A 23,686-nucleotide genomic window follows, 5' to 3' on the forward strand; every position below is an offset into this window, starting at 1 on the left:
TGGGCGAAGACGTGGAAGAGGATCTTCCTTCCATCACCTTGACGACAGAGAAAGCCGTGGGCGAGAAGATAGAGCTTTCGATCAATGCCGAACCGGAAGACCAAGCGGATGTCTGGATAGACCTGAACAACAACAAGGTCAAAGATGCAGGCGAGAGCGTAACCGAATTTGGCATCAATAAAGGGTACACACTCGCGGCACAGACCGTTACGGTGTATGGAAAGGTAAGCTACTTGAACTGCTATGGTCAGAAGATAACCTCCCTGGATGTGAGCAAGAACACAGCTTTGACAGAGTTGTACTGCTACTCTAACTCCCTCACCTCGCTGGATATGAGCAAGAACACAGCTTTGACACGGTTGGACTGCTACTCTAACTCCCTCACCTCGCTGGATGTGAGCAAGAATACGAAGTTGGAATTCTTGGTCTGCTACTCTAACTCTCTCACCTCGCTGGATGTGAGCAAGAACACGGCTTTGCAACTGTTGGGCTGCTACTATAACTCCCTCACCTCGCTGGATGTGAGCAAGAACAAGGCTTTGAAAATATTGACTTGCGACTCTAACAAGTTTACCTCGCTGGATGTGAGCAAGAACACTGCTTTGACAATATTCTCCTGCTCGAATAACCCGAATCTAAGCTCCTTGAAGATCTCGAGCAGCATAAATGATGCGTTGTGGGTCAACGACTGCAAGCTGAGCGCGGAGACGCTGAACGAGATATTCCGGACACTTCCCGATGTAAAAGGGCTGACCGAAGGCGAGAGAAAGATAGCTGTTATCGCAAACAATCCGGGTACGGCAGCGTGCAACAAGAAGATCGCAACAGACAAAGGCTGGAAATTGGATGTCGAAGATACTCCGCCTGCCGGCAACAGCATGACGATGACGACAGAGAAAAAGGTAGGCGAAAAGATAGAGTTGCGCATGAATGCCGAACCGGCAGACCGTCCGGACATCTGGATAGACCTGAACAACAACAAGGTCAAAGATGCAGGCGAGAGCGTAACCGAATTTGGCATCAATAAAGGGTACACACTCGCTGCACAGACCGTTACGGTGTATGGAAAGGTAAGCTACTTGAACTGCTATGGTCAGAAGATAACCTCCCTGGATGTGAGCAAGAACACGGCTTTGACAGGATTGGTCTGCTACTCTAACAGTCTCACCTCGCTGGATGTGAGCAAGAACAAGGCTCTGACATCTCTGGACTGCGAGAAGAATAAAAACCTAAGCTCCGTAAAGATCAGTAACAGTATAAACAACTATTTGGACTGCAACGACTGCAAGCTGAGCGCGGAGACACTGAACGAGATATTCACCACGCTTCCCGATGTAAAAGAGCAGACAGAAGGGAAGAAAGAGCTATATATCAAAGGTAATCCGGGAGCGGCGGCGTGCAACAAGAAGATAGCCGAAGACAAAGGCTGGAGATTGGATGTCGGAGATACTCCTCCTCCGTCTGTTCCTAACCAAATGACGATGACGACAACGCTAGCCGTGGGCAAGAAGATAAAGCTTTGGATCTATGCCGAACCGGAAGACCAAGCGGATGTCTGGATAGACCTGAACAACAACAAGGTCAAAGATGCAGGCGAGAGCGTAACCGTATTTAACTCCGAAGAGTACACACTCGGTGCACAGACCATTACGGTGTATGGAAAGGTAGGCAGGTTCGACTGCGAAAAGAACTCCCTCACCTCGCTGGATGTGAGCAAGAACACGGCTTTGACAGAGTTGGTCTGCTTCTCTAACTCCCTCACCTCTCTGGATGTGAGCAAGAACACCGCTTTGACAGAGTTGAACTGCTCCTATAACTCCCTCACCTCGCTGGATGTGAGCAAGAACAAGGCTTTGACAGAGTTGATGTGCGTCTCTAACTCCCTCACCTCGCTGGATGTGAGCAAGAATACCGAGTTGGAACGGTTGGACTGCGACTCTAACAAGCTCACCTCTCTGGATGTGAGCAAGAACACCGCTTTGAGACTATTCTCCTGCGAAAAGAACCCGAATCTTAGCTCCTTGAAGATCTCAAGCAGCATAAATAATACGTTGTGGGTCAACGGCTGTAAGCTGAGCGCGGAGACACTGAACGAGATATTCCGCACACTTCCCGATGTAAAAGGGCAGACAGAAGGCGAGAAAGAGCTATATATCAAAGACAATCCGGGTACGGCAGCGTGCAACAAGAAGATAGCCAAGGACAAAGGCTGGAAATTGGATGTCGAAGATACTCCTCCTCCGCCTGCCGGCAACAGCATGACGATGACGACAACGAGAGCCGTGGGCGAGAAGATAGAGCTTCGGATCGACGCCGAGCCGGCAGACCGTCCGAATGTCTGGATAGACCTGAACAACAACAAGGTCAAAGATGCAGGCGAGAGCGTAACCGTATTTGGCTCCTATCAAGAGTACAAGCTCGGCTCCCGGATCGTTACGGTGTATGGAAAGGTAACCGAGTTGCTCTGCATCGCTAACTCCCTCACCTCGCTGGATGTGAGCAAGAACACGGCTTTGACAGAGTTGGGCTGCCCCTATAACTCCCTCACCTCGCTGGATGTGAGCAAGAACACGGCTTTGACAGTGTTGTACTGCGGCTATAACTCCCTCACCTCGCTGGATGTGAGCAAGAACACGGCTTTGAGACGATTCTCCTGCGGGAATAACCCGAATCTTAGCTCCTTGAAGATCTCGAGCAGCATAAATGATGATTTGTGGGTCAACGGCTGTAAGCTGAGTGCGGAGACGCTGAACGAGATATTCCGCACACTTCCCGATGTAAAAGGGCAGACAGAAGGGGTGAAAGAGCTATATATCAGAGACAATCCGGGCACGTATACGTGCAACAAGAAGATAGCCACAGACAAAGGCTGGAAATTGGATGTCGAAGATACTCCTCCTCCTCCGCCTGCCGGCAACAGCATGACGATGACGACAACGAAAGCCGTCGGCGAGAAGATAAAGCTTAAGATCTATGCCAAACCGGCAGACCATCCGAATATCTGGATAGACCTGAACAACAACAAGGTCAAAGATGCAGGCGAGAGCGTAACCGAATTTGGCACCAATAAAGAGTACACACTCGGCTCCCGGACCGTTACGGTGCATGGAAAGGTAACCAGGTTGCACTGCGGCTCTAACTCCCTCACCTCTCTGGATGTGAGCAAGAACACCGCTTTGACAGTGTTGGCGTGCGACAATAACTCCCTCACCTCGCTGGATGTGAGCAAGAACACCGCTTTGACAGTGTTGGCGTGCGACAATAACTCCCTCACCTCGCTGGATGTGAGCAAGAATACCGAGTTGGAATGGTTGATATGCTCCTCTAACTCCCTCACCTCTCTGGATGTGAGCAAGAACACGGCTTTGACTTATTTGGACTGCTCCCGTAACTCCCTCACCTCTCTGGATGTGAGCAAGAACACGGCTTTGACAGAGTTGTACTGCTCCTCTAACTCCCTCACCTCCCTGGATGTGAGCAAGAACACCAAGTTGGAGCAGTTGGAGTGCTACAAGAACTCCCTCACCTCCCTGGATGTGAGCAAGAACACGGCTTTGACACGATTCGCCTGCTCGAATAACCCGAATCTGAGCTCCTTGAAGATCTCGAGCAGCATAAATAATGCGTTGTGGGTCTTCCGCTGTAAGCTGAGCACGGAGACGCTGAACGAGATATTCCGCACACTTCCCGATGTAAAAGGGCAGACCTCCGGCGAGAAGAAGATCTGGATCAAAGGTAATCCGGGCACGGATGCGTGCAACAAGAAGATAGCCGAAGACAAAGGGTGGACGGTTAATATTGATTAAGATTGAGGGGAATTTCCCTCACCCCGAAGTGGCAGGGCGTAAAATATTGTAGACAAATTCGGGCAGTGCCGGTGCGATAAGTGCCGGCACTGCTTTTTTTGTGCCGAGACGGAAAACCGGAATCGGGAAAAGAGAAAAGGTCGGTTTCGGAGAGCATGAAAATTTCGTACGTACAAAAAATATTTTCGTACGTACAAAAAAAAATTTACGTGCGCACGAAAAAAAATTTATGTGCGCACGAAAAAAAAATTACGTGCGCACGAAAAAATATTTTCGTAGGTAAGAAAATAAATTTTCGTAGGTAAGAAAAAAAATTTCCGTGGCCAAGAAAAAAAATTTTCATGGGCATAGAAAAAAATTTCCATGCGGACGAAAAAATATCTGCGTGCGCAGAAAAAGTATTTTCTTTAGCATAAGAGTTGTGGCGATCCGGGCATAAAAATATATTTTCATNGACGAAAAAATATCTGCGTGCGCAGAAAAAGTATTTTCTTTAGCATAAGAGTTGTGGCGATCCGGGCATAAAAATATATTTTCATAGGCAGGAAAATATATTTTTATACGAATTGGAAATATTTTTTATGCTTGCGAACATATTTTTATCTGCGTGCGGAAATGAATTTTCATGATGACGGGAAATGAACGATCTCCTCTCTCTCCGAAACTTTTTCCCGTTTTTGGAAAAACTTTTTGGCTTGTTTTTTTTGAGTTTTTTTGCTGAGAAGAGGTGCTTTTGGGGGAGAAAAGTTGGTTCGTGTCGGTATTTATGACTAAAGTTTTGGTTCTGTTTTTGAATCTTTGTACCTTTAGGACACCACGATATACGGGAGAAGCCACGCCCGAACATACGCCCGGCCGTGGGTGGCGATCCCTGAGACTTTATGCGTTGTAAGTACCGAATGAGAAACTAATAAAAACAAAAATCAGATGGAACGTATCTCTATTAAATTTTTACTATCGTTTTTTCTGCTGTCGGCCCTCCTGTTGGCAGGCTGTCAAAACGAACGCGAATCACTATTGCCGGGACAGAAAGAGCGGCAGCTTACCTTTACGGCATCCATGCCTCAGGACGGCATTTCAACACGAGTGGCATTGGAAAATGATGCTGTCAAGAACATCCTTTCGGCCCGCTGGGAGTCGGGAGATAAGGTAACGTTCGTCTTCGAGCAAGGAGCACGGCTTACGGAACCGGTGGAGGTGGTCGTAGGCAGCATCGGTCAGGAAGGCAAAAGTGCGAAGCTGGACATCGAAGTGCCCGAGATCATAGACACGGCGGAAGAGTACACCATTCACGCATTCTGCGGAGTGCCGGGAGAGGGAGTGAGTATTCGTAACAAAGAGATTTTTTTGGACATTCTGCCCTTGCGAGGCGATCGTCTGTCGGATATTGCCGTTCCCGTCCTTTCCAAGCTCAAAGTGGAGCCCGAAGATATGGCGGCTTCGGGCGAAATGCTTCTTCCGTTCGCACATCTCGGGAGTGTGGAGTATGTCGATCTCAAGAACAGCTCGGATGCGGAGCTGAAAGTGCTCAACTGTCATCTCTACGGCACCGATCCGGGAGCGGATGAGTGGCGCTATCTGCCCGGCAACGGGAAGCACTATCTCTACAAACCGATGACTGACGAGGTGGTGTCAGCAGACGGAGACAAGCCAAACCCTTTGGAAGCAGCGGGATCCGGCATCGGCATTGCACCGGGAGCGACTCACACGTTTGCCGTTTGGCATCGCCCTACGGGAAAGAACATTCCGGAGTTCGGCATATCCATGCAGACGGAGCATGGCACCAAACTCTCGGCCAACAAAAAGAGAGCCAAAGCGTTCTCGATGACTGCCGGCAAGGCTTATCGTGTGCAGGCGGAGTGGAAAGAGAACAGCCTGAGAATCCTGGGCGATGGCGTGGAAGAGGATCTGCCTTCGATCTCTTTGACCACGGAGAGGGCAGTTGGCGGGAAGATTTGGCTTTTGGTAGATGCAGATGACGCAGACCGTCCGGATGTCTGGATAGACCTGAACAACAACAATACCAAAGATGCAGGAGAGAGTGTAACCACGTTTGACGAAAAACAAGTATACACGCTCGGCTCTCAGACCATTACCGTGTACGGAAAGATAACTGTTTTTAACTGCTCCGCGGCAGGAATCAAAACGTTAGATCTTAGTAAAAGTCCGGCTTTGAAAGAATTGCTCTGTTTCGAGAATCCTCTCGCTTCGTTGGATGTGAGTAAGAACACGGAACTGGAAAAGCTGGAATGCTGCGATATAGATGAACTTACTGCTTTGGATGTCAGCAAAAACACAAAGCTGACTTATTTGGACTGCTCTGGCTCTTCGATCAGCTCTTTGGACGTGAGTGAAAATATACGGCTGACCAAGCTGGTCTGCCACTCTAATCCTCTCAATTCGTTGGATGTGAGTAAAAACACGGCTTTGTCCGAACTTTTATGTAACAAGATCGGGCTGAAATCTTTAGATGTGAGCAGTAACGCAGACTTGCAAGAGTTGTATTGCAACGGCAACAGCCTCACCTCGTTGGATGTGAGTAAGAACCCAGCATTGATTGTCTTGTCTTGCAGCGAAAATTTCCTCCCTTCTTTAGATGTGAGTGGTAATAAGAAGATGACTTATTTGGATTGCAGGGACAACAAAGAGTTGAGCTCTCTGAAGATTCCCAACAGTATAAATAATGCACTGTTCAGCCTCAATTGTAAGCTGGACGCAGAGACACTGGACGAAATATTCAAAACTCTTCCCGATGTAACAGGGCAAAGCATTGGCGATAAGAAGGTCTTTGTTGCAGGAAATCCCGGAGCGGACGCCTGTCATCCCGAAATAGCCACCCAAAAAGGATGGAAAGTGGATGTCGTGGGGCTTCCTCTTATCAATAGCATGGTGCTGACGACAGAGAAAGCGGTCGGAGAAAAGATCAATCTTAGCATAGATGCAGATGACGCGGACCGCCCGGAAGTCTGGATAGACCTGAACAACAACAAGAAAAAAGATGCGGGTGAGAGCGTAACCAAGTTTGGCAAAAGCCAAGAGTACACGCTTGGAGCCAAGACCATTACCATATATGGAAAGGTAACCACGCTGCGGTGCGAGAAAAATGGCCTCACGGCACTGGATGCGAGCAAGAACATTGCTTTGGAAGACTTGAACTGTAGGGAGAATAAGCTCTCCACATTGGATGTAAGTAAGAACCCGGCTCTCGTCCGGCTCTCTTGCTCTAAGAATCTTCTCGATGAACTGGATGTGAGCGAGAACGTTGCTTTGAAGTATCTGTATTGCGGTAACAATAAGATCTCCCGTTTAGACTTGAGCAACAATAAGAATCTGACCTATCTGGAGAGCCGTGATAACAAAGAGTTGACACATCTGGAAGTTCCCGGCACCCTAAACTATGGCTTGGTTCTTTCCAATTGTAACCTGAGCGAAAGCGTATTGGACGAGATCTTCCGGACACTTCCCGATGTGAGAGGACTCACCGGCAACCAGAAGATCCTTATTACAGGCAATCCCGGAGCGGCTGCTTGTCATCCCGATATTGCAACATATAAGGGATGGAAAGTGGATGTCGCGGGGCTTCCTTCTCCTTGGGAGATGGTTCTGACGACAGAGAAACCGGTCGGCTCCAAGATCACACTTCTGTTGGATGCGGATGCGCCGGATCGTCCGGATGTCTGGATAGACCTGAATGATAACGATGTTAAAGACGCAGGCGAGGCAGTAACCGTATTTGGAAGATTCCAAGAGTACACCCTCCGTTTCTCTGACTTCACCATATATGGAAAGGTAACCGCCCTCAACTGCAGTAATCAAGAAATCATCGACTTGGATGTGAGCGACAACCCGGCTTTGAGATATTTGGGCTGCTATAATAATAAGCTCACGGACTTGGATGTGAGCGACAACACGGGACTGAAGGAGTTGTACTGCCAGGGCAACCGGATAGAAACATTGGATGTGAGCCACAACACGGCTTTGGAAGGGTTGGGCTGCTATAATAATAAGCTCACCTCCTTGAATGTGAGCTACAATACGGCACTGAAGGGGTTGTACTGCCAGGGCAACCGGATAGAAACATTGGATGTGAGCAAGAACACGGCTTTGGAAAGGTTGCAGTGCCACGACAATCTCCTCACCTCCTTGGATGTGAGCTACAACCCGGCTTTGGAAATATTGAAGTGCAACAATAATAAGCTCACCTCCTTGAATGTGAGAGACAATACGGCACTGAAGGAGTTGTACTGCTACGGCAACCGGATAGAAACATTGGATGTGAGCAAGAACACGGATTTGACGGATCTCCACTGCGACAGGAATAAGCTTACAACCTTGGATGTGAGCAAGAATATCATGTTGCTAGCGCTGATGTGCTACGAAAATCAGCTCACCTCTTTGGATGTGAGCAAAAACACGGATTTGATAGTGCTTTACTGCGACAGGAACAACCTCACCTCCCTGGATTTGAGCAATAACATCTTGTTGACGGAGTTGAACTGCTTCAAGAATCAGCTCGTCGCGCTGGATGTGAGCAAGAACACGGCTTTGGAACATCTGGACTGCTACGTAAACAACCTCACCTCCCTGGATTTGAGCAACAACAAGAATCTGACCGTCTTCGGCTGCGACAACAACAAGGATCTGAGCTCTTTGAAGATCTCCGGCAGCATAAACGATATGTTGTATTGCCGCAACTGTAAGCTGAGTGCCGAGACACTGAACGAGATATTCCGAACGCTTCCCGATGTAACCGGGGTGGTGGGAGGCGAGAAGACCATCTACATCCACGGCAATCCGGGCACGGATGAGTGCGACAAGAAGATAGCCACGGACAAGGGCTGGACGGTATCTCTTGACCCCGTTCCATAATCTCTGTTCTTGAGGAAACAGGTAGAAAAAATGCAGGCAGCGCCGGTACGATGATAAGTGCCGGCGCTGCTTTTTTTGTGTCGCAACGGAAGAGGAACAGCAGGGTAGAAGAGCAAGCGGAGCGGGACACTTTCCCCGGGGCTGTAAGTGCTTCATAATAAGTGTTTTCGGAGGCGGAAAGAATTCTTTGCGGAAAGCGTCAAAATTTCTTGGCCAAGAAAATTTTTTTTCCTTGGCCAAGAAAATAATTTTTTGTGGCCAAGAAAAAATATTTTTGTGGCCAAGGAAAAAAATTGCGTGGCCAAGGGGAAAAATTTTCGTGGCCAAGGGGAAAAATTTTTGTGGCCAAGGGGGAAATTTTTTGTGGCTAAGAGGAAAAATTTTTGTGGGCAAGGGGGGAATTTTTTGTGGCCAAGGAGGAAATATTACGTGGCCAAAGGGGAAATATTTCCTTGCGGAAAGAAATTCGCCCCCTTACGAAAGGAGTTGCAGATAACCCTTAGGAGAGATGAAAATAAGGAGAGAAAAAGCTGAGGATGGAGGAGGAGAAGATGGACTTTAATCCGGCTTAATTCCCAATGGATAGCTGCTCCAAGATTTCCCGGTATCTATCGGAAGATATACGGGGAGTGGAGGGGATTGTCGGGGCATCGATCCATCTTTTTTCTATCTCGAAGTAGTCCGGTGCTTCGGTTCGGATGCCTTCAGCTTGCCATACAGACCATTCTTCTCCCCAAAGTTGCTGACATTGCACCAGAGAAACGGAGTGTCTTCGTAGCCCTTTCTTCTCTCCCAATTGTCGGTGTTTTCCCCGAACAGCTCGATCACAAGCGCATGCCGTTTGTCAAGACCCTGCAAGAGCTTTGTGCCGGGATTCTCTCCCCACCCTTGCAGCACCCAACAGCTCTGCGGAAAGGCTTGCATCATCTCCTTTTGGATGGCGGACGAAGCAAGGGCAACATCTACTCCGGAGCTATTCCCTCCCTCATGGAATGGATCTCCTCCAAAGTGTCTGAGATCATTACCATACAGCCGCTTCATCTCCTGGTAATAGATCTGCGCCACTCTTTTGAAGTTCGGATCCGTGGGAAGTAAAAAGTCGGGGCGTTGAAATCCTCCTGCCCATCTGCCTTGAGGGATGATGCCGGCAGAGAGTTTATCCTTGAGCGTCGTCGGCACCATGCCATAGAAGCCTTGCATGACCGGCTCGATACCCAACTCTCTCATCCGTCCGAGAATCTTCTGTTGCAACTCCTTCTGCTGCTCTATCAGAGTATCGCTTACGGGACCTCCCCAGCCCTCCAAGTTGCCCATCAGCCACCAGGCACCAAACACAGGATGCGCAATGAAGTCTTTAATCTCCTCCTTATAGAGAATAAAGTTTATTTTTGCGGAGAAGATAAAAACGAAAGACTTATGAACAAGAAATATCTCGTTGGTTCGCTTTTTCTAAGCTTTCCCTTGGCGATGTGGGGACAGAGCAAAGATCGTCCCAATGTGCTGATCATATATGCCGATGACCTTGGCTACGGAGACCTGGGCTGTTATGGAGCTAAAGGCGTGGAGACGCCCAATATCGACAAGCTGGCAGAGGAAGGAGTCCGGTTCACCAACGCCTATGCCATGGCTGCGACGAGTACGCCGAGCCGATATGGTATGCTCACGGGAGAGTATGCGTGGCGGAAGCCCGGGACGGATGTTGCGGCGGGTGATGCAGGAATGATCATCAAGCCGGAGCAGTTTACCCTCTCCGATCTTTTCAAGCAGGCGGGCTATGCCACGGCAGCCATCGGGAAGTGGCACCTTGGTCTTGGGCCGGAGACAGGCAAGCAGGACTGGAACAAGCCTCTTACGATGGGACTGAAAGACTTGGGATTCGACTACCACTACATCATGGCTGCCACTGCAGACCGCACTCCTTGCGTCTTCATCGAACAAGATACCGTTGCCAACTACGATCCGTCTGCTCCCATCGAAGTGAGCTACCTGCGACCATTCGCGGGAGAACCTCTGGGACGGACACATCCGGAGCTCCTTCAGCTGCGCTCTTCTCACGGGCACGACATGGCGATCGTGAACGGCATTGGCCGCATCGGTTACAGTCGGGGAGGAGGTCGTGCGTTGTGGAAAGATGAGAACATCGCGGACAGCATCACTGCGAAAGCCGTGCAGTTCATCCGCGAGCACAAGGACCAACCCTTCTTCATGTACTATGCCACGAACGATGTCCACGTCCCCCGCTTTCCGCATCCTCGCTTCCGGGGAAAGAGCAGCATGGGACTGAGGGGAGACGCCATCGTACAGTTCGACTGGGCTGTGGGCGAACTCCTTCGCACCCTTGACGAGCTCGGCATCAGAGACAACACCATCATCCTCATCTCCAGCGACAATGGGGCTGTCGTCGATGATGGCTACGAGGACAGAGCCGAAGAACTTCTTGGAGAACACCGCCCGTCGGGAGGTCTGCGCGGATTCAAGTACAGTGCATTCGAGGGCGGCACTCGCGTCCCGGCGATTCTCTCCTGGCGCAGAGGGCAGCAGGGCAAAGGCACCTCCGACCGTGTCGTGAGTCAGGCGGACTGGCTGGCGAGCTTTGCCCACCTCCTCGACATCACGCTCTCGTCCGGTGCCGCTTCCGATAGTCGCCCGGCGCTCTCCGCATGGCTTGGTCGGCACGATGCTCCGCACCGCTCTCATGTGATCGGGCAGGCTGCCAACAAGACCCTATCCGTCCGCACACCGGAGTGGAAATACATAGAGCCGTCCAACGGAGCACCCATGATCACGTGGGGGCCGAAGATCGAGACCGGCTACCTCCCCCGTCAGCAGCTCTATCACCTCCCATCCGATCCGGAAGAACGACACAACGTTGCCGACAAGCACCCCGACATCGTCCGTCGGATGCAAGCAATCCTTCAGAAAGAACGCAATCCCTAAAGCCTCCGGCTGTTTGGAAAAAAGGGGAAGAGGCTCACCGATCATGGCGAGTCTCTTCCCCTTTTTTTGTTTAGAAGTAAATGAAAAATTAACTTCCGGAATTGGACATATTGCTTATTGATGGGGCAATTTTACCCCTAAATATCAAGCAGAGGATCGTATTGAAAATTCGGACATCGGAGTAGAAATGTACTACTTCTCCAAAGGTTCTGATGCTGTTATTTGATCTGTCCAAAAAGGTTTGTTGAGATAATGGATATTAGAAGACTGCCAAACCCATCCGAAAAGGACTATCTGCGTCTCGACAGATACAAGCAGAGGTACGTATATCTTAGACAAAGAGAGCCGTGATCTTATTTTTGTGCATAAAAAGGGAGTATATCGCATGAGTCGTGAATTGTCAAAATGATACTTACGACACCTAAAAGCCGAACTCAAAAATACTTGGGACAAAATTATCTTCCTTGCATGGAACAAATGAACTAACCTTCCGTTTTGCAATTAGCTATTTAAGCGCAAGATCTGCACCTAAAGATAATCATCTACCTTGCTTGATGTGGATAGTGATAGGAATTATAGCTGAAAAATGAGCGATTCCAGAGAGATCATGATCATACACATGGTGTTTTGTTCTTTGGAGGTTTTTTCCTCCGTATTCGTATTGCTGGGCTGTGAGCCGTGGCGAGCAAGAAAGAGCAATTCCTCGCCTGTCATCTGCCATACGGGCTTGCCCAAAAGTTCTTCTAAAATCATACTTCATTGCAGTTGAGTTGTGAATACTTTTGCCCTTGCGCTTAGGGCCATTAGTCAGCTCTGACACTGCGAAAGTATGAGCTAATTCGTTGTTTATGAAATGGTAAGGAAGTCTCAGGAAATACAGGGAAAAGGCAGGAAATCAAAGCCTCTCATAGCCTCACTCTCAATACGCATTTTGACACAAAAAGAGGCTCGCAGAGTATCATGCCCCCGAGCCTCTCTCCACGTTTCGCCCTCCCCGATCCTCACTTCTTGCTTTTCAGTGTTAAATAGGGAAATCCCCTCGTCCCTCTGCAAGCTTCTTCGTACCTTTGTAAGATAAATAGGATTTATAGATAGAATATATGGCAAATAGAAACCTCAAAGATGCTAAAGCAGCTAAGAATGATGAATTCTATACGCAATATCACGACATAGAGGCTGAGATGAATGCCTATTTAGAGTATAATGCGGAAGTATTCCGAGGCAAGACGGTGTTGCTCCCTTGTGATGATCCCGAATGGAGTAACTTCACACGTTTCTTCGTGGCTAAGTTTGAAGAATTGGAACTAAAGAAGCTCATTAGTACGAGCTTCGCTCAAGAGAGCAAGAACTACAAATCTGATTGGCAACCCTCCCTATTCGAGACAGAAGATCCTCGATACAATGCAGAGAAGTCGGCTATTTGTGGTAAAATATTCACCCTTACACATGACACTAATCATAGTGGCAAGATTGATATAGATGACTTGGAATGGGAATATCTCGAGGGCACTGGCGACTTTCGTAGCCCTGAGGTAACGGCTCTGAGGGATGAAGCCGATATTATCATTACCAATCCTCCGTTCTCGCTCTTCCGTGAGTTCCTCGCTTGGATTATGGAGGGAGATAAGAAGTTTGCCATCATAGGCAATATGAATGCCATTACCTACAAAGAAGTCTTCCCTCTCATCAAGGATAATAAAATCTGGCTGGGAGCCACTGGGAATGGGAAGGACATGGTGTTTGCAGTTCCTAAAGGTGCTAAGGTTGATGAAAAAGATAAGCAAAAAGCGGCTCGGTTAGGGTACATTGGAGACTATACAAGATTAGGCAATTCTTGTTGGTATTCCAATATCGAGCATGGACGTCGTCACCAGCCACTGGCTCTTATGACAATGGAGGACAATCTGCGCTATAACAAGAAAATGAAAGGAAAAGAGGGTTATGAACGTTACGATAATTATGATGCGATAGAAATTCCTTTTACTGATGCAATCCCTTCAGATTATGATGGAGTTATGGGCGTTCCTATCTCTTTTTTGGATAAGTATTGTCCGGAGCAATTTGAAATCTTAGGGATAGACCGATATATAGAGGATAATCCTATTCCAGGTAAACGATTTAGTATCAATAATAAAGAGGTCTATGCTCGAATACTCATTAAGTTCTTACTCTAATAAAAATGCGTTTGTAGATTCTCTGACTTTGAATAAGAGGCTGTGCGATACCACTTTCTCTATGCCAAAGTCCGTTAGAAAACCCTTTACCTTCGCTTTCAGTACACCCTAAGATTTCAACTCAGTTACATAAATACAAAAACAATAAATGAAAACAGAACTACATACAGAATGGACTATTGCAGATATCTGCAAAGGGTTTGTTTACAATGAGCTAGAAGGAAAGGGACTATTTGGTCTAGATGGAAGGCTAACGATACAGCCCGAATATCAACGGCATTATATCTATAACGATGGTAAGAAAGATGTAGCCGTTATTAAGTCCATTTTAAGTTCCTATCCTCTGGGGTTGATTTACTTTAATCGTACAGCAAACGGCCAATATGAAGTGCTGGACGGACAACAACGCATCACATCTATAGGACGCTTTTTTACAGGTAAGTTTGCTATAGAAGATGCCAATGGTAATATGCAATATTTCTCTGGTTTGCCTGTGGAACAGCAAAAACTCATCTTAGACTCAAAACTCTTGGTGTATGTCTGCGAGGGTGAGGAGCGAGAGGTCAAAGAATGGTTTAAGACCATCAATATTGTAGGCGTACCTCTTAACGAACAAGAACTGCGTAATGCTATTTATTCAGGTTCGTTTGTCAATGCAGCAAAGCGAGTTTTTAGTAACTCACAGAATGCCGAAGTCCATAAATGGAGTCACTACATCAAAGGAGATGTCAAGCGACAAGATTATCTCAAGGTTGCTCTCGAGTGGGTCAGTACAAGCCATCAGCAAACTGTGGATGCCTACATGAGTATGCACAGGCATGATAAGGTAATTACAGGGTTAGAGTCCTACTTTCGATCGGTAATTGATTGGATTGCGACCACCTTCACAATGACAGATCGAGAAATGTGTGGTCTCGAATGGGGGCGACTCTATGAAACATATCACACAACACCCTATAGTATCGATCATATTACAGCACGGGTGAAAGCACTCATCGCTGATGAAGCCATCAAGTGCCCACGTAATATCTATGAATATGTATTAGGTGGGGAGCAGCATACTCACCTCTTGGATGTGCGTTTCTTTGACGAAAAGGATAAGAAGGTGGCCTACAAGCAACAGACAGAACGTGCAGAGAAAGAAGGGAAATCAAACTGTCCGCTGTGTGCCATTGGGGAAAACGCCAATAAAACACGCATTTACAAACTCTCAGAGATGGATGCCGATCATGTAACAGCATGGAGCAAAGGTGGTAGTACAACTCTTGCCAATTGCGAAATGCTCTGCAAGACGCACAACAGATCGAAAGGAAATAAATAGAAGTTCCCATCTTGTACATGTTATTCTATGAACTAAAAACAATGTACAAGATGCAAACAACATTTCATCAAGTCGCACAATCGTGGTGTGAGGCCAAGCAACCTCTGGTCAAGTACTCCACGATGTGCGCTTATCGGCTTATCCTTCGTACACATTTGTTGCCCCAATTTGGGGCAATGACTCAGATTGCAGAGTCTGATGTCCAAGATTTTATTATTGATAAGATTAATAAAGGACTCTCCAAGAAAACCGTTCGAGATATCATTGCCGTACTTAGGGCTATTATCAAGTATGGAGCAAGACAAAAACTATTTGAGTCGGAGAACTGGCATCTAAGTTACCCAACAATAGAGAAAGGTAGTAAGTTGCCTGTGATGTCGGTTAAGCACCAACGCAGGCTTATGACTTATCTCATCGAGCAGCCAGACTCCAAGAATATAGGGATATTGCTCTCGATCTGTACGGGTATGCGTATCGGGGAAGTGTGTGCATTAGAGTGGTCTTGCGTAGATTTATCTCATCGAATTCTTCGTATACGGCAAACAGTAGCACGCATCTACGATTGCGAAAAAGGGGCTACCGAGCAAGTTTTTAGCACTCCTAAGACAAAACATTCGTTTCGAGAGATTCCTATGAGCAGACATCTGTTTGAGGCTTTGTGTATCTTGAAGAAGTCATCCGTTTCGCCCTTTGTTGTTGGTTCGTCTATCAAAGCAATAGACCCTCGCACTTATCGAGATTATTTTGCCCGATTACTCAAGCGCCTACGGATTCCTCCGATTGTTTTTCATGGCCTCAGACATACATTTGCAACACGCTGTATAGAGAGTCAGTGCGACTATAAAACTGTCAGTACTATTCTCGGACACTCCAATGTTTCAACAACACTTAATCTGTATGTACACCCAAACCTGCAACAAAAGAAACGTTGCATTGAGAAGATGAGTCGATTCCTTGAGACAAAATAGCAAATGATCTCAGTATAAGGAATGATAATTTACCTGTATTTCTTGTAGGTTGCCTTTATCGGTGCAACCGCATAACCTTAAACAAAATCACCACCCAAGCTGTAGTCTTAGGTGGTGATTTTATTGCCTCTAAATTTTTGGGTGTAATAAAGGGTGTAAACCGCATACTCTTGCTGATTTACACCCTTATTGCGGAGAGAGAGGTCAGTGAACCTTCCCCCTTATGTGCTTAAAAGTCAATGCTTTTGTTTTTCCAAACTTATAATCGGTAACGAAATAGGCACAAATTAAATAGCCTTATTTGTCCACCTTTGACCTATGCTCTTCTGCATATATCGTGGGTTCAAAGATACATATAAATTTCATATTTGCAAATTATTTAGTCCTCAATGCTTTAGCATTAGTGCAAGGTGCAAGCTTATCTATATAGATACTTGCACCTTGCACTAAAAAATGCAGAAAAATTTGTTTGTTTGAAATATTGTTCGTAGTTTTGCGAACAACAAATAAAGGAGATAGAATTGTGAAGATTAAGAATGACATTGAAGAACAGGAATTAATTGCCCGCTTTGCAAAAGCAATGGGACATCCTACCCGGATTGCGATACTACTGTTTTTGGCATCGCAAGAAAGTTGTTTCTTTGGGGATATTCACGATGAACTTCCGATAGCTAAAGCGACCGTATCACAGCACTTAAAAGAACTCAAAGATGCGGGCTTAATTCAGGGAGAAATCGAAACCCCGAAAGTGAGGTATTGTATCAATAAGGAGAACTGGGAAATAGCCCGAAAGTTATTTGCAGACCTTTTTAATGTATATGTAAAAGATGTATGCTGTTAATCAGCATATATTTTTTCCGACAGACGTTCGTTGTTTGGCGAACTACATTCGTTTGGTGTGTTCAGATAAATAAAGTGATATGAAAATTAGAAAAGTAAAATTAGAAGACGCCCGTAGGATTTGTGAAATATATAACTATTACATTGAGAATACGGCTGTAACATTTGAAACTGCTCCTGTTTCAGTAGAAGAAATGAAAGGACGTATCAGTGAGATTATTGATTCCGGATTTTCCTATTATGTCGGAGAAATCAATGGTAATATAGTAGGATACTATTACATCCACAAATGGAATGGCAGGTGTGCTTATTCATCTACAAAAGAGGTTACAATTTATTTAGATAAAGACCATACTGGAAAAGGATTTGGAACAGTGTTATACAACCATCTATTCCAAAACTTAGATAAAAAAAATATCCATGTGTTAATTGCTGGAATTTGTATTCCAAATGAAGGCAGTGTGAAGTTGCACGAGAAATTTGGATTCAAGCAAGCTTCACACATGAAAGAAATAGGATGGAAATTTAATCAATGGCAGGATGTCGGTCATTGGTTGCTTAACATAAATAATTGAAGCTATGAAAATACTTATTCTATGTACTGGTAACAGTTGTCGTAGCCAAATGGCACATGGGTTCTTGCATTCTTTTGACCCATCACTAAAAGTATATTCCGCAGGGACAAAAGCGAGTGGAAAATTAAATCCTCAAGCAGTGGAGGTTATGAAAGATGCCGGAATAGATATTTCGCACCATACATCCGACAATGTAGATAAATACTTGAATGAAGAATGGGACTATGTTATTACGGTTTGCGGTGGTGCAAATGAAAGTTGCCCTACCTTTTCCGGTAATGTTAAGAATCGTTTGCACATAGGATTTGAAGACCCATCAGAAGCAACGGGTTCGCCTGAATTTATCCACTCTGAATTTATTCGGGTAAGGGACGAAATTAAAGAAGCATTTTACAAACTATATATCGAAAAAATAAAAAGCAATGAGTAAGAAGAAAATGAGTTTTTTAGATAAGAATCTCACTCTTTGGATATTTTTGGCTATGGCTATTGGCGTTGGGCTGGGTTACTTTTTCCCATCATTCAGCAGTACAATAGATTCATTATCCAGTGGAACTACAAACATCCCTTTAGCTATCGGTTTAATCTTAATGATGTACCCACCATTGGCAAAGGTCGATTACAAACAATTACCGAAGGTTTTCAAAAACGTAAAAATATTATCAATCTCGTTAATCCTGAACTGGATTATCGGGCCAGTATTAATGTTTTTACTTGCCATCATCTTCTTACACGATTACCCGGAATATATGGTAGGAGTAATTCTTATCGGATTAGCACGATGTATAGCGATGGTTCTTGTATGGAACGACTTAGCAGAAGGAAATACGGAATACGGTGCAGGATTAGTAGCCTTAAACAGTATCTTTCAAGTGTTCTTTTATAGCTTCTACGCTTGGTTGTTTGTTACAAAACTTCCTCCCCTATTCGGTTTTGAAGGGGCTATCGTTGATATTTCTATCGGTACGATTGCCGAAACGGTTGCTATTTACTTAGGTATTCCTTTCTTGATGGGAATATTAAGCCGATTTATATTGGTTAAATTAAAAGGAGAACAATGGTATAAAGAAAAGTTCATCCCTAAAATATCCCCTATAACTTTAATAGCACTACTGTTTACTATCATCCTTATGTTCAGCCTGAAAGGTGAACTGATTGTGCAAATACCACTGGATGTAGTTCGCATAGCTATACCGTTGCTTATCTACTTTGTGGTGATGTTCTTGCTTAGCTTCTTCGCAGGTAAGCTTATGGGGGCTTCTTATGATAAAAATGCTTCGATTGCCTTTACTGCAACCGGAAACAATTTTGAACTGGCTATCGCAGTGGCAATTGGTGTATTCGGATTACATAGTGGGCAAGCCTTCGCCGGAGTAGTCGGGCCTTTGGTCGAAGTCCCGGTATTAATCCTGTTGGTAAACTTAGCATTTTGGCTTCGGAAGAAATATTATAAATAAACATAGTACAAACCAATAAAAAGAAAATGTATGAAGAAATGTATTTTAATCGGACTTTTTGCTGTATTGCTGGTTGCTTGTGGTGGTAATACACAAAAGAAAAACGGACAAGCTGCTGAATCTGAAACGGCAGCTAAAGAACAAGTTGCAGATGCTTCTGTGGTGAATGTGTATTACTTTCATGGAAAGCAACGTTGCAAAACCTGTGTGGCAGTTGAGAAAGTAACTAAAGAAACCATAGAAAAGGCTTTTGCTGATAATAAGAAAGTTCGTTTTGTAGAGATAAACACGGAAGATAAAGCAAATGCTAAACTGGTAGAGAAGTATGAGATTACTTGGAATGCCCTTATCATTGAAAAAGGCGATAATTATATCGACCTGACAAAAGAAGGTTTCGCCAATGCTGTCAATACTCCTGACGTGCTTACAGAACTGATTAAGAAAGAAGTAAACGCAAGGCTATAATACCTATGATGGAGTTTTACAAAATTTTGTCGATGGGTCTAATTTCCCACTACTGACGGCATTCTTGCTCGGCTTAATGACTGCAATAAGTCCTTGCCCGTTGGCTACCAACATTACGGCTACGGCTTATTTAAGCAAGGATATTGCCGACAAAAGGCGGGTATTGCTTAACGGGGTTTTCTATACTCTTGGCAGGATGTTTTCTTATACGGCTCTTGGAACTATCTTCTATTTCGGAGCAAGTCAGTTTCAGATAGCAAGGTTTCTTCAAAATATCGGTGGATTTTGGCTGGGGATAGCATTAGTTATAGTAGGAATCTTAATGCTCGATGTAATAAAATTCAAGTTTAATGGAATGAATAAACTTACATCAGGATTGGAAAATAAGCCAAATAAACGGAATTACTGGAATGCCTTTTTGATGGGAGTTGTGTTTGCTTTGGCTTTTTGTCCATATAGCGGAGTTCTTTACTTCGGGGTGCTTATACCTATGACGATAGCCAGCCCGTCAGGATTATTACTTCCTCCGGTATTTGCTATTGCCACCGGGTTGCCTGTAATAATCATCGCTTGGTTATTGGCATATAGTATCGGGAATGTCGGAAAGTTCTACAATAATATGAAAACCTTTCAGGTATGGTTTAAGCGGATAGTAGCCGCCATCTTTATCATCGTAGGAGTTTATTATATCATTACAAATATTTAAAGAGAACGAAAATGGAAATTATAGTATTAGGCACTGGATGTGCAAATTGCAAAACCACGTATAACAGAGTTGCCAAAGTAATTGCCGACACGAACAGTAAAGCAACTTTGAAGAAAGAAGAAGATATACTGGAGATAGTGAAGTATAACATTATGTCGTTACCCGCTATCGTTGTGGATGGTGAAGTGAAAATAAAGGGCTATGTACCATCCGAAGAAGAGATAAAGAAATTAGTAACAGAATAAATAAAAATAATATGGTTGATTTAAAGTTAGATACACGGAAAGCCGTAAAGATATACGACCCGGCATTGTGTTGTCCTACCGGACTATGTGGGGTAAATATAGACCCTGAATTAATGCGGATAGCAGTTGTTATCGAAAGCCTGAAAAAGAAAGGTGTTATCATCGAACGCTTTAATTTGCGTGACCATCCACAGGTTTATGTTGATAACAAGAAAATCAACGAATACCTGATGAAAGAATCGGCAGAAGTGCTTCCTATCACAACACTGGACGGTGAAGTCGTTCTGACAAAGCAATACCCCTCAAATAAGCAGATTGCAGAATGGTTAAATGTCCCCGAAGAGGACTTGACCGTTAAGAAATAACAGTAACAATAATCAGGTTTACAACAATTTATTCTATCTGTAAAAATAGGTAGAACAGGATGTTTACATCCCAGATTGTAACCATAAAACAGATATAGATATGAAAAAGTATAATCCGGCAAACGAAAAACTTACCCAGTATATATTCTTCACGGGTAAAGGTGGCGTTGGGAAAACATCCATCGCCTGTGCTACGGCAGTGAATCTCGCTGATAACAGTAATAAGGTACTTTTGATAAGTACCGACCCTGCATCCAATTTACAGGATGTATTTGATATGCCGTTAGACAATAAGGGAACAGCTATTAAAGAAGTTCCAAACCTTACAGTAGTCAATCTTGACCCGGAACAGGCAGCAGCCGAATACCGGGAATCAGTTATCGCCCCTTATCGTGGGAAATTACCCGAAAGTGTTATTACCAATATGGAAGAACAGCTTTCAGGTTCGTGTACCGTTGAAATTGCAGCTTTTAATGAGTTCTCCGACTTTATTACCAACGAAGAAAAGCGCAGGGGATTCGACTATATCATCTTTGATACTGCACCTACCGGACATACCCTGCGAATGCTTCAACTGCCATCGGCATGGAACACTTTTATTGCCGAAAATACAACCGGAGCATCTTGTTTAGGACAGCTTTCGGGACTGGAAGACCGTAAAGAAGTATATAAGAATGCTGTTGCTACCCTGACAGATAAAACCCAAACTACACTTTTCCTTGTCAGCAGACCGGAAGAAAGTCCTTTGAAAGAGGTCGAACGTTCATCTAATGAACTGCTGGATTTAGGCATTGAAACACAGCATCTAATTATAAATGGAGTTTTAGAAAACTACGATGCAAACGACAGTATTTCCAAACAGATTTACGAACGCCAGCAAAATGCACTCAATAACCGTTCGTCAGCCTTGTTAAAACTGAATACATACATAGTTCCGCTTCGTTCTTATAATATGACGGGTATTGATAATATCCGTAATATGCTGAATGCAGATGTAACCATAAAGAACGATGTAGCGCATATTGAAAAAGATGATTTCAATACGATTGACAGCGTTATTGAAGACCTCTACCAATCGGGTAAGCGTGTAATTTTTACGATGGGTAAAGGTGGTGTCGGCAAAACTACTATTGCCGGGAATATTGCTCGTGGGTTGGCTAAAAAAGGCGTAAAAGTGCATTTGACTACAACTGACCCAGCCAATCACCTGTCCTTCATCGAAACGAAATTAGATGGTATTACAGTAAGTCATATAGACGAAAAAGCGGTGCTTGCCGCTTATCAAAAAAACGTATTGGATAAAGCAAGGGAAACAATGGGTGATGCCGATTTAAGCTATATCGAAGAAGACCTGCGTTCGCCCTGTACACAGGAAATCGCTGTTTTTAATTCCTTTGCCGAAATTGTTGCCAAAGCGGATAATGAAGTGGTAGTGATAGATACTGCCCCTACCGGACACACGTTGCTATTATTGGATTCAACTCAAAGTTATCATAAAGAAGTGGAACGGACACAGGGAAATATTACTCCTGCGGTTCAAAACCTGCTGCCTCGTTTACGGAATGAGAAGGAAACAGAGGTGGTTATTGTAACTCTGCCCGAAACAACGCCTGTATTTGAAGCACAAAGGCTGCAACAGGATTTACAACGTGCCGGAATTAAAAACAAATGGTGGGTAGTTAATTCCAGTCTGCTGCTTACTTCAACGAATAGTCCTTTCCTTAAAGCCAAAGCACTAAGCGAAGTACAATGGATTAATAAAGTAAAGGAAATTTCAGAGGGGAACTTTGCAGTTATAGAATGGAAAGAAAAGGTGTAATGCTACAAAACAGGAAGGAATAGGAATTTTCTTATTCTCTATGTAAGTTATCCTTTTTGAGATAAGAACCTGAAACTGTTTTTTAGCGGATTCAGGTTCTTACTGTTTTATCACAGATAAAAATATATGAAAATGAGAAAATAAATATATCATCAGGAATCAAAACGATAACTACGATGGGAGAAATAACAATAAAAGACTATTTCAGCAATCTATTACAGGAAGTGGATTCGGAAATTCAAACAATAGAATTAAACGAATCCGACTTTCTCCATGTGTGTAAAAAAGTAATTAATTACTTACAGGATATAATTTCTGATTTAAAGTCGTTCGTATTGAATTATAAATTTCAGGATAATTCAGAAGAAATATTGTTTTTCAAACACTTGAAACCTCAAATTAGTAGTAAATTAATCTATTACAATAGCATTTACAATATTGAGTTAAAACGTCCTACCGGAAGCGATGATGTTCAAACGCAATATTATGTATCAGAATTAGATTCTCTCACTACTTTTTTCAATCAAAATCTCACTTTTTATCAATACTACCGAACAAATGCCTGTTATCTTGACGATAAATACTTTCTTCGTGGAAAGCCAGATATACATTTGATTATAGATAATTCTTTTTTCGATTCAGACCCACAGTTCTCCACCAGTTATGATTTCAAGGTCGCAAAAATTTTAGCCAACGAGTTAATTAAAATTTACCTCACGAACAGGATAAAAGAACTAACAAATGAAGGTCTTCGGAAAAGGAATCAGGGTTCTTGTTGTCAAATGACTTGGACAGGCTCAAAACGTGGGCTTGTTGAACTGATTTACGCCTTTGATACTTGCGATGCATTCGATAAGGGAAATACTGATATAAAAACAATAGCTGTGAATTTTGAAAAGATGTTCAATATAGATTTGGGGGACTTCTATCACATATACATGGAGATAAAGGGACGTAAAATTAACAGAACAAGATATTTAGATATTCTACAAAAGAATCTTCTTCGGCGGATGGAAGAAGAGGATTAATTACTGTCAATCCGATACGAGGTACTGGCAAGTTACCAAAGGCGAAGCTATCAATGTTTCGCCTTTTTTATTGAATAAAAATTTCACCACAGGTGGGTAAAACTGTGGTTT

At 44.3% G+C, this 23,686-nt stretch carries 16 protein-coding genes and 2 pseudogenes; 16 read left to right on the forward strand and 2 right to left on the reverse strand.

Annotated features, from left to right (window positions below; all coding sequences use genetic code 11):
• A pseudogene (locus HQ29_RS10625) lies at nt 1-3,806 on the forward strand (hypothetical protein); the annotation flags it as partial.
• Nucleotides 3,807-4,733: 927 nt separating this feature from the next.
• Nucleotides 4,734-8,675: a leucine-rich repeat domain-containing protein gene (locus HQ29_RS06415; protein WP_036868508.1), complete on the forward strand. Its 3,942-nt coding sequence runs from the start codon at nt 4,734-4,736 to the stop codon at nt 8,673-8,675.
• 666 nt (nt 8,676-9,341) lie between these two features.
• Here the strand turns inward: HQ29_RS06415 and HQ29_RS06425 are convergent.
• Nucleotides 9,342-10,106: an alpha-N-acetylglucosaminidase TIM-barrel domain-containing protein gene (locus HQ29_RS06425; RefSeq protein WP_082226852.1), complete on the reverse strand. Its 765-nt coding sequence runs from the start codon at nt 10,104-10,106 to the stop codon at nt 9,342-9,344.
• A 36-nt stretch (nt 10,107-10,142) separates the two neighbouring features.
• Between HQ29_RS06425 and HQ29_RS06430 the strand changes: the two genes are divergently transcribed.
• Nucleotides 10,143-11,612: a sulfatase family protein gene (locus tag HQ29_RS06430; RefSeq protein ID WP_235318034.1), complete on the forward strand. Its 1,470-nt coding sequence runs from the start codon at nt 10,143-10,145 to the stop codon at nt 11,610-11,612.
• Nucleotides 11,613-12,185: 573 nt separating this feature from the next.
• Here the strand turns inward: HQ29_RS06430 and HQ29_RS06435 are convergent.
• Entirely contained in the window at nt 12,186-12,365 is a 180-nt protein-coding gene (locus HQ29_RS06435; RefSeq protein ID WP_052089922.1) for a DUF3853 family protein, read from the reverse strand.
• A gap of 347 nt (nt 12,366-12,712) precedes the next feature.
• Between HQ29_RS06435 and HQ29_RS06440 the strand changes: the two genes are divergently transcribed.
• The 13 genes and pseudogenes from HQ29_RS06440 to HQ29_RS06500 all read left to right on the forward strand — a co-directional run bounded on the left by HQ29_RS06440 (nt 12,713) and on the right by HQ29_RS06500 (nt 23,575).
• Nucleotides 12,713-13,786 carry an adenine-specific methyltransferase EcoRI family protein gene (locus tag HQ29_RS06440; RefSeq protein ID WP_052089924.1) on the forward strand — a complete coding sequence of 358 codons (1,074 nt, stop codon included), beginning with the start codon at nt 12,713-12,715 and terminating at the stop codon, nt 13,784-13,786.
• Nucleotides 13,787-13,934: 148 nt separating this feature from the next.
• Entirely contained in the window at nt 13,935-15,107 is a 1,173-nt protein-coding gene (locus HQ29_RS06445) for an HNH endonuclease family protein (protein WP_036865077.1), read from the forward strand.
• Between the two features lie 50 nt (nt 15,108-15,157).
• Complete coding sequence (locus tag HQ29_RS06450; RefSeq protein WP_036865136.1) at nt 15,158-16,075, forward strand: tyrosine-type recombinase/integrase; 918 nt, start codon at nt 15,158-15,160, stop codon at nt 16,073-16,075.
• A 523-nt stretch (nt 16,076-16,598) separates the two neighbouring features.
• Nucleotides 16,599-16,916 carry an ArsR/SmtB family transcription factor gene (locus HQ29_RS06455; protein WP_034542507.1) on the forward strand — a complete coding sequence of 106 codons (318 nt, stop codon included), beginning with the start codon at nt 16,599-16,601 and terminating at the stop codon, nt 16,914-16,916.
• 79 nt (nt 16,917-16,995) lie between these two features.
• Nucleotides 16,996-17,490: a GNAT family N-acetyltransferase gene (locus HQ29_RS06460; protein ID WP_025836647.1), complete on the forward strand. Its 495-nt coding sequence runs from the start codon at nt 16,996-16,998 to the stop codon at nt 17,488-17,490.
• Between the two features lie 4 nt (nt 17,491-17,494).
• Complete coding sequence (locus HQ29_RS06465) at nt 17,495-17,920, forward strand: arsenate reductase ArsC (RefSeq protein WP_025836648.1); 426 nt, start codon at nt 17,495-17,497, stop codon at nt 17,918-17,920.
• Nucleotides 17,913-18,947 carry an ACR3 family arsenite efflux transporter gene (gene arsB, locus HQ29_RS06470; RefSeq protein WP_036868517.1) on the forward strand — a complete coding sequence of 345 codons (1,035 nt, stop codon included), beginning with the start codon at nt 17,913-17,915 and terminating at the stop codon, nt 18,945-18,947. The genes HQ29_RS06465 and arsB overlap by 8 nt, the downstream gene beginning before the upstream one ends.
• Nucleotides 18,948-18,977: 30 nt before the next feature.
• The gene (locus HQ29_RS06475) at nt 18,978-19,412 is read left to right on the forward strand and encodes a nitrophenyl compound nitroreductase subunit ArsF family protein (protein ID WP_025836651.1); all 435 of its coding nucleotides are present in this window, start codon (nt 18,978-18,980) and stop codon (nt 19,410-19,412) included.
• Nucleotides 19,413-19,428: 16 nt separating this feature from the next.
• A pseudogene (locus HQ29_RS06480) lies at nt 19,429-20,118 on the forward strand (aromatic aminobenezylarsenical efflux permease ArsG family transporter); the annotation flags it as partial.
• Between the two features lie 11 nt (nt 20,119-20,129).
• Nucleotides 20,130-20,363, forward strand: coding sequence for a thioredoxin family protein (locus HQ29_RS06485; protein WP_025003744.1), 234 nt, complete (start codon nt 20,130-20,132; stop codon nt 20,361-20,363).
• A gap of 11 nt (nt 20,364-20,374) precedes the next feature.
• Nucleotides 20,375-20,728, forward strand: coding sequence for an arsenite efflux transporter metallochaperone ArsD (gene arsD, locus HQ29_RS06490; protein ID WP_025003743.1), 354 nt, complete (start codon nt 20,375-20,377; stop codon nt 20,726-20,728).
• 100 nt (nt 20,729-20,828) lie between these two features.
• The gene (arsA, locus tag HQ29_RS06495; RefSeq protein ID WP_036868521.1) at nt 20,829-22,547 is read left to right on the forward strand and encodes an arsenical pump-driving ATPase; all 1,719 of its coding nucleotides are present in this window, start codon (nt 20,829-20,831) and stop codon (nt 22,545-22,547) included.
• A gap of 176 nt (nt 22,548-22,723) precedes the next feature.
• Nucleotides 22,724-23,575 carry an RteC domain-containing protein gene (locus HQ29_RS06500; RefSeq protein ID WP_052089928.1) on the forward strand — a complete coding sequence of 284 codons (852 nt, stop codon included), beginning with the start codon at nt 22,724-22,726 and terminating at the stop codon, nt 23,573-23,575.
• Nucleotides 23,576-23,686 lie beyond the last annotated feature (111 nt).

This window comes from Porphyromonas canoris (assembly GCF_000765975.1).
GTDB lineage: Bacteria > Bacteroidota > Bacteroidia > Bacteroidales > Porphyromonadaceae > Porphyromonas_A > Porphyromonas_A canoris.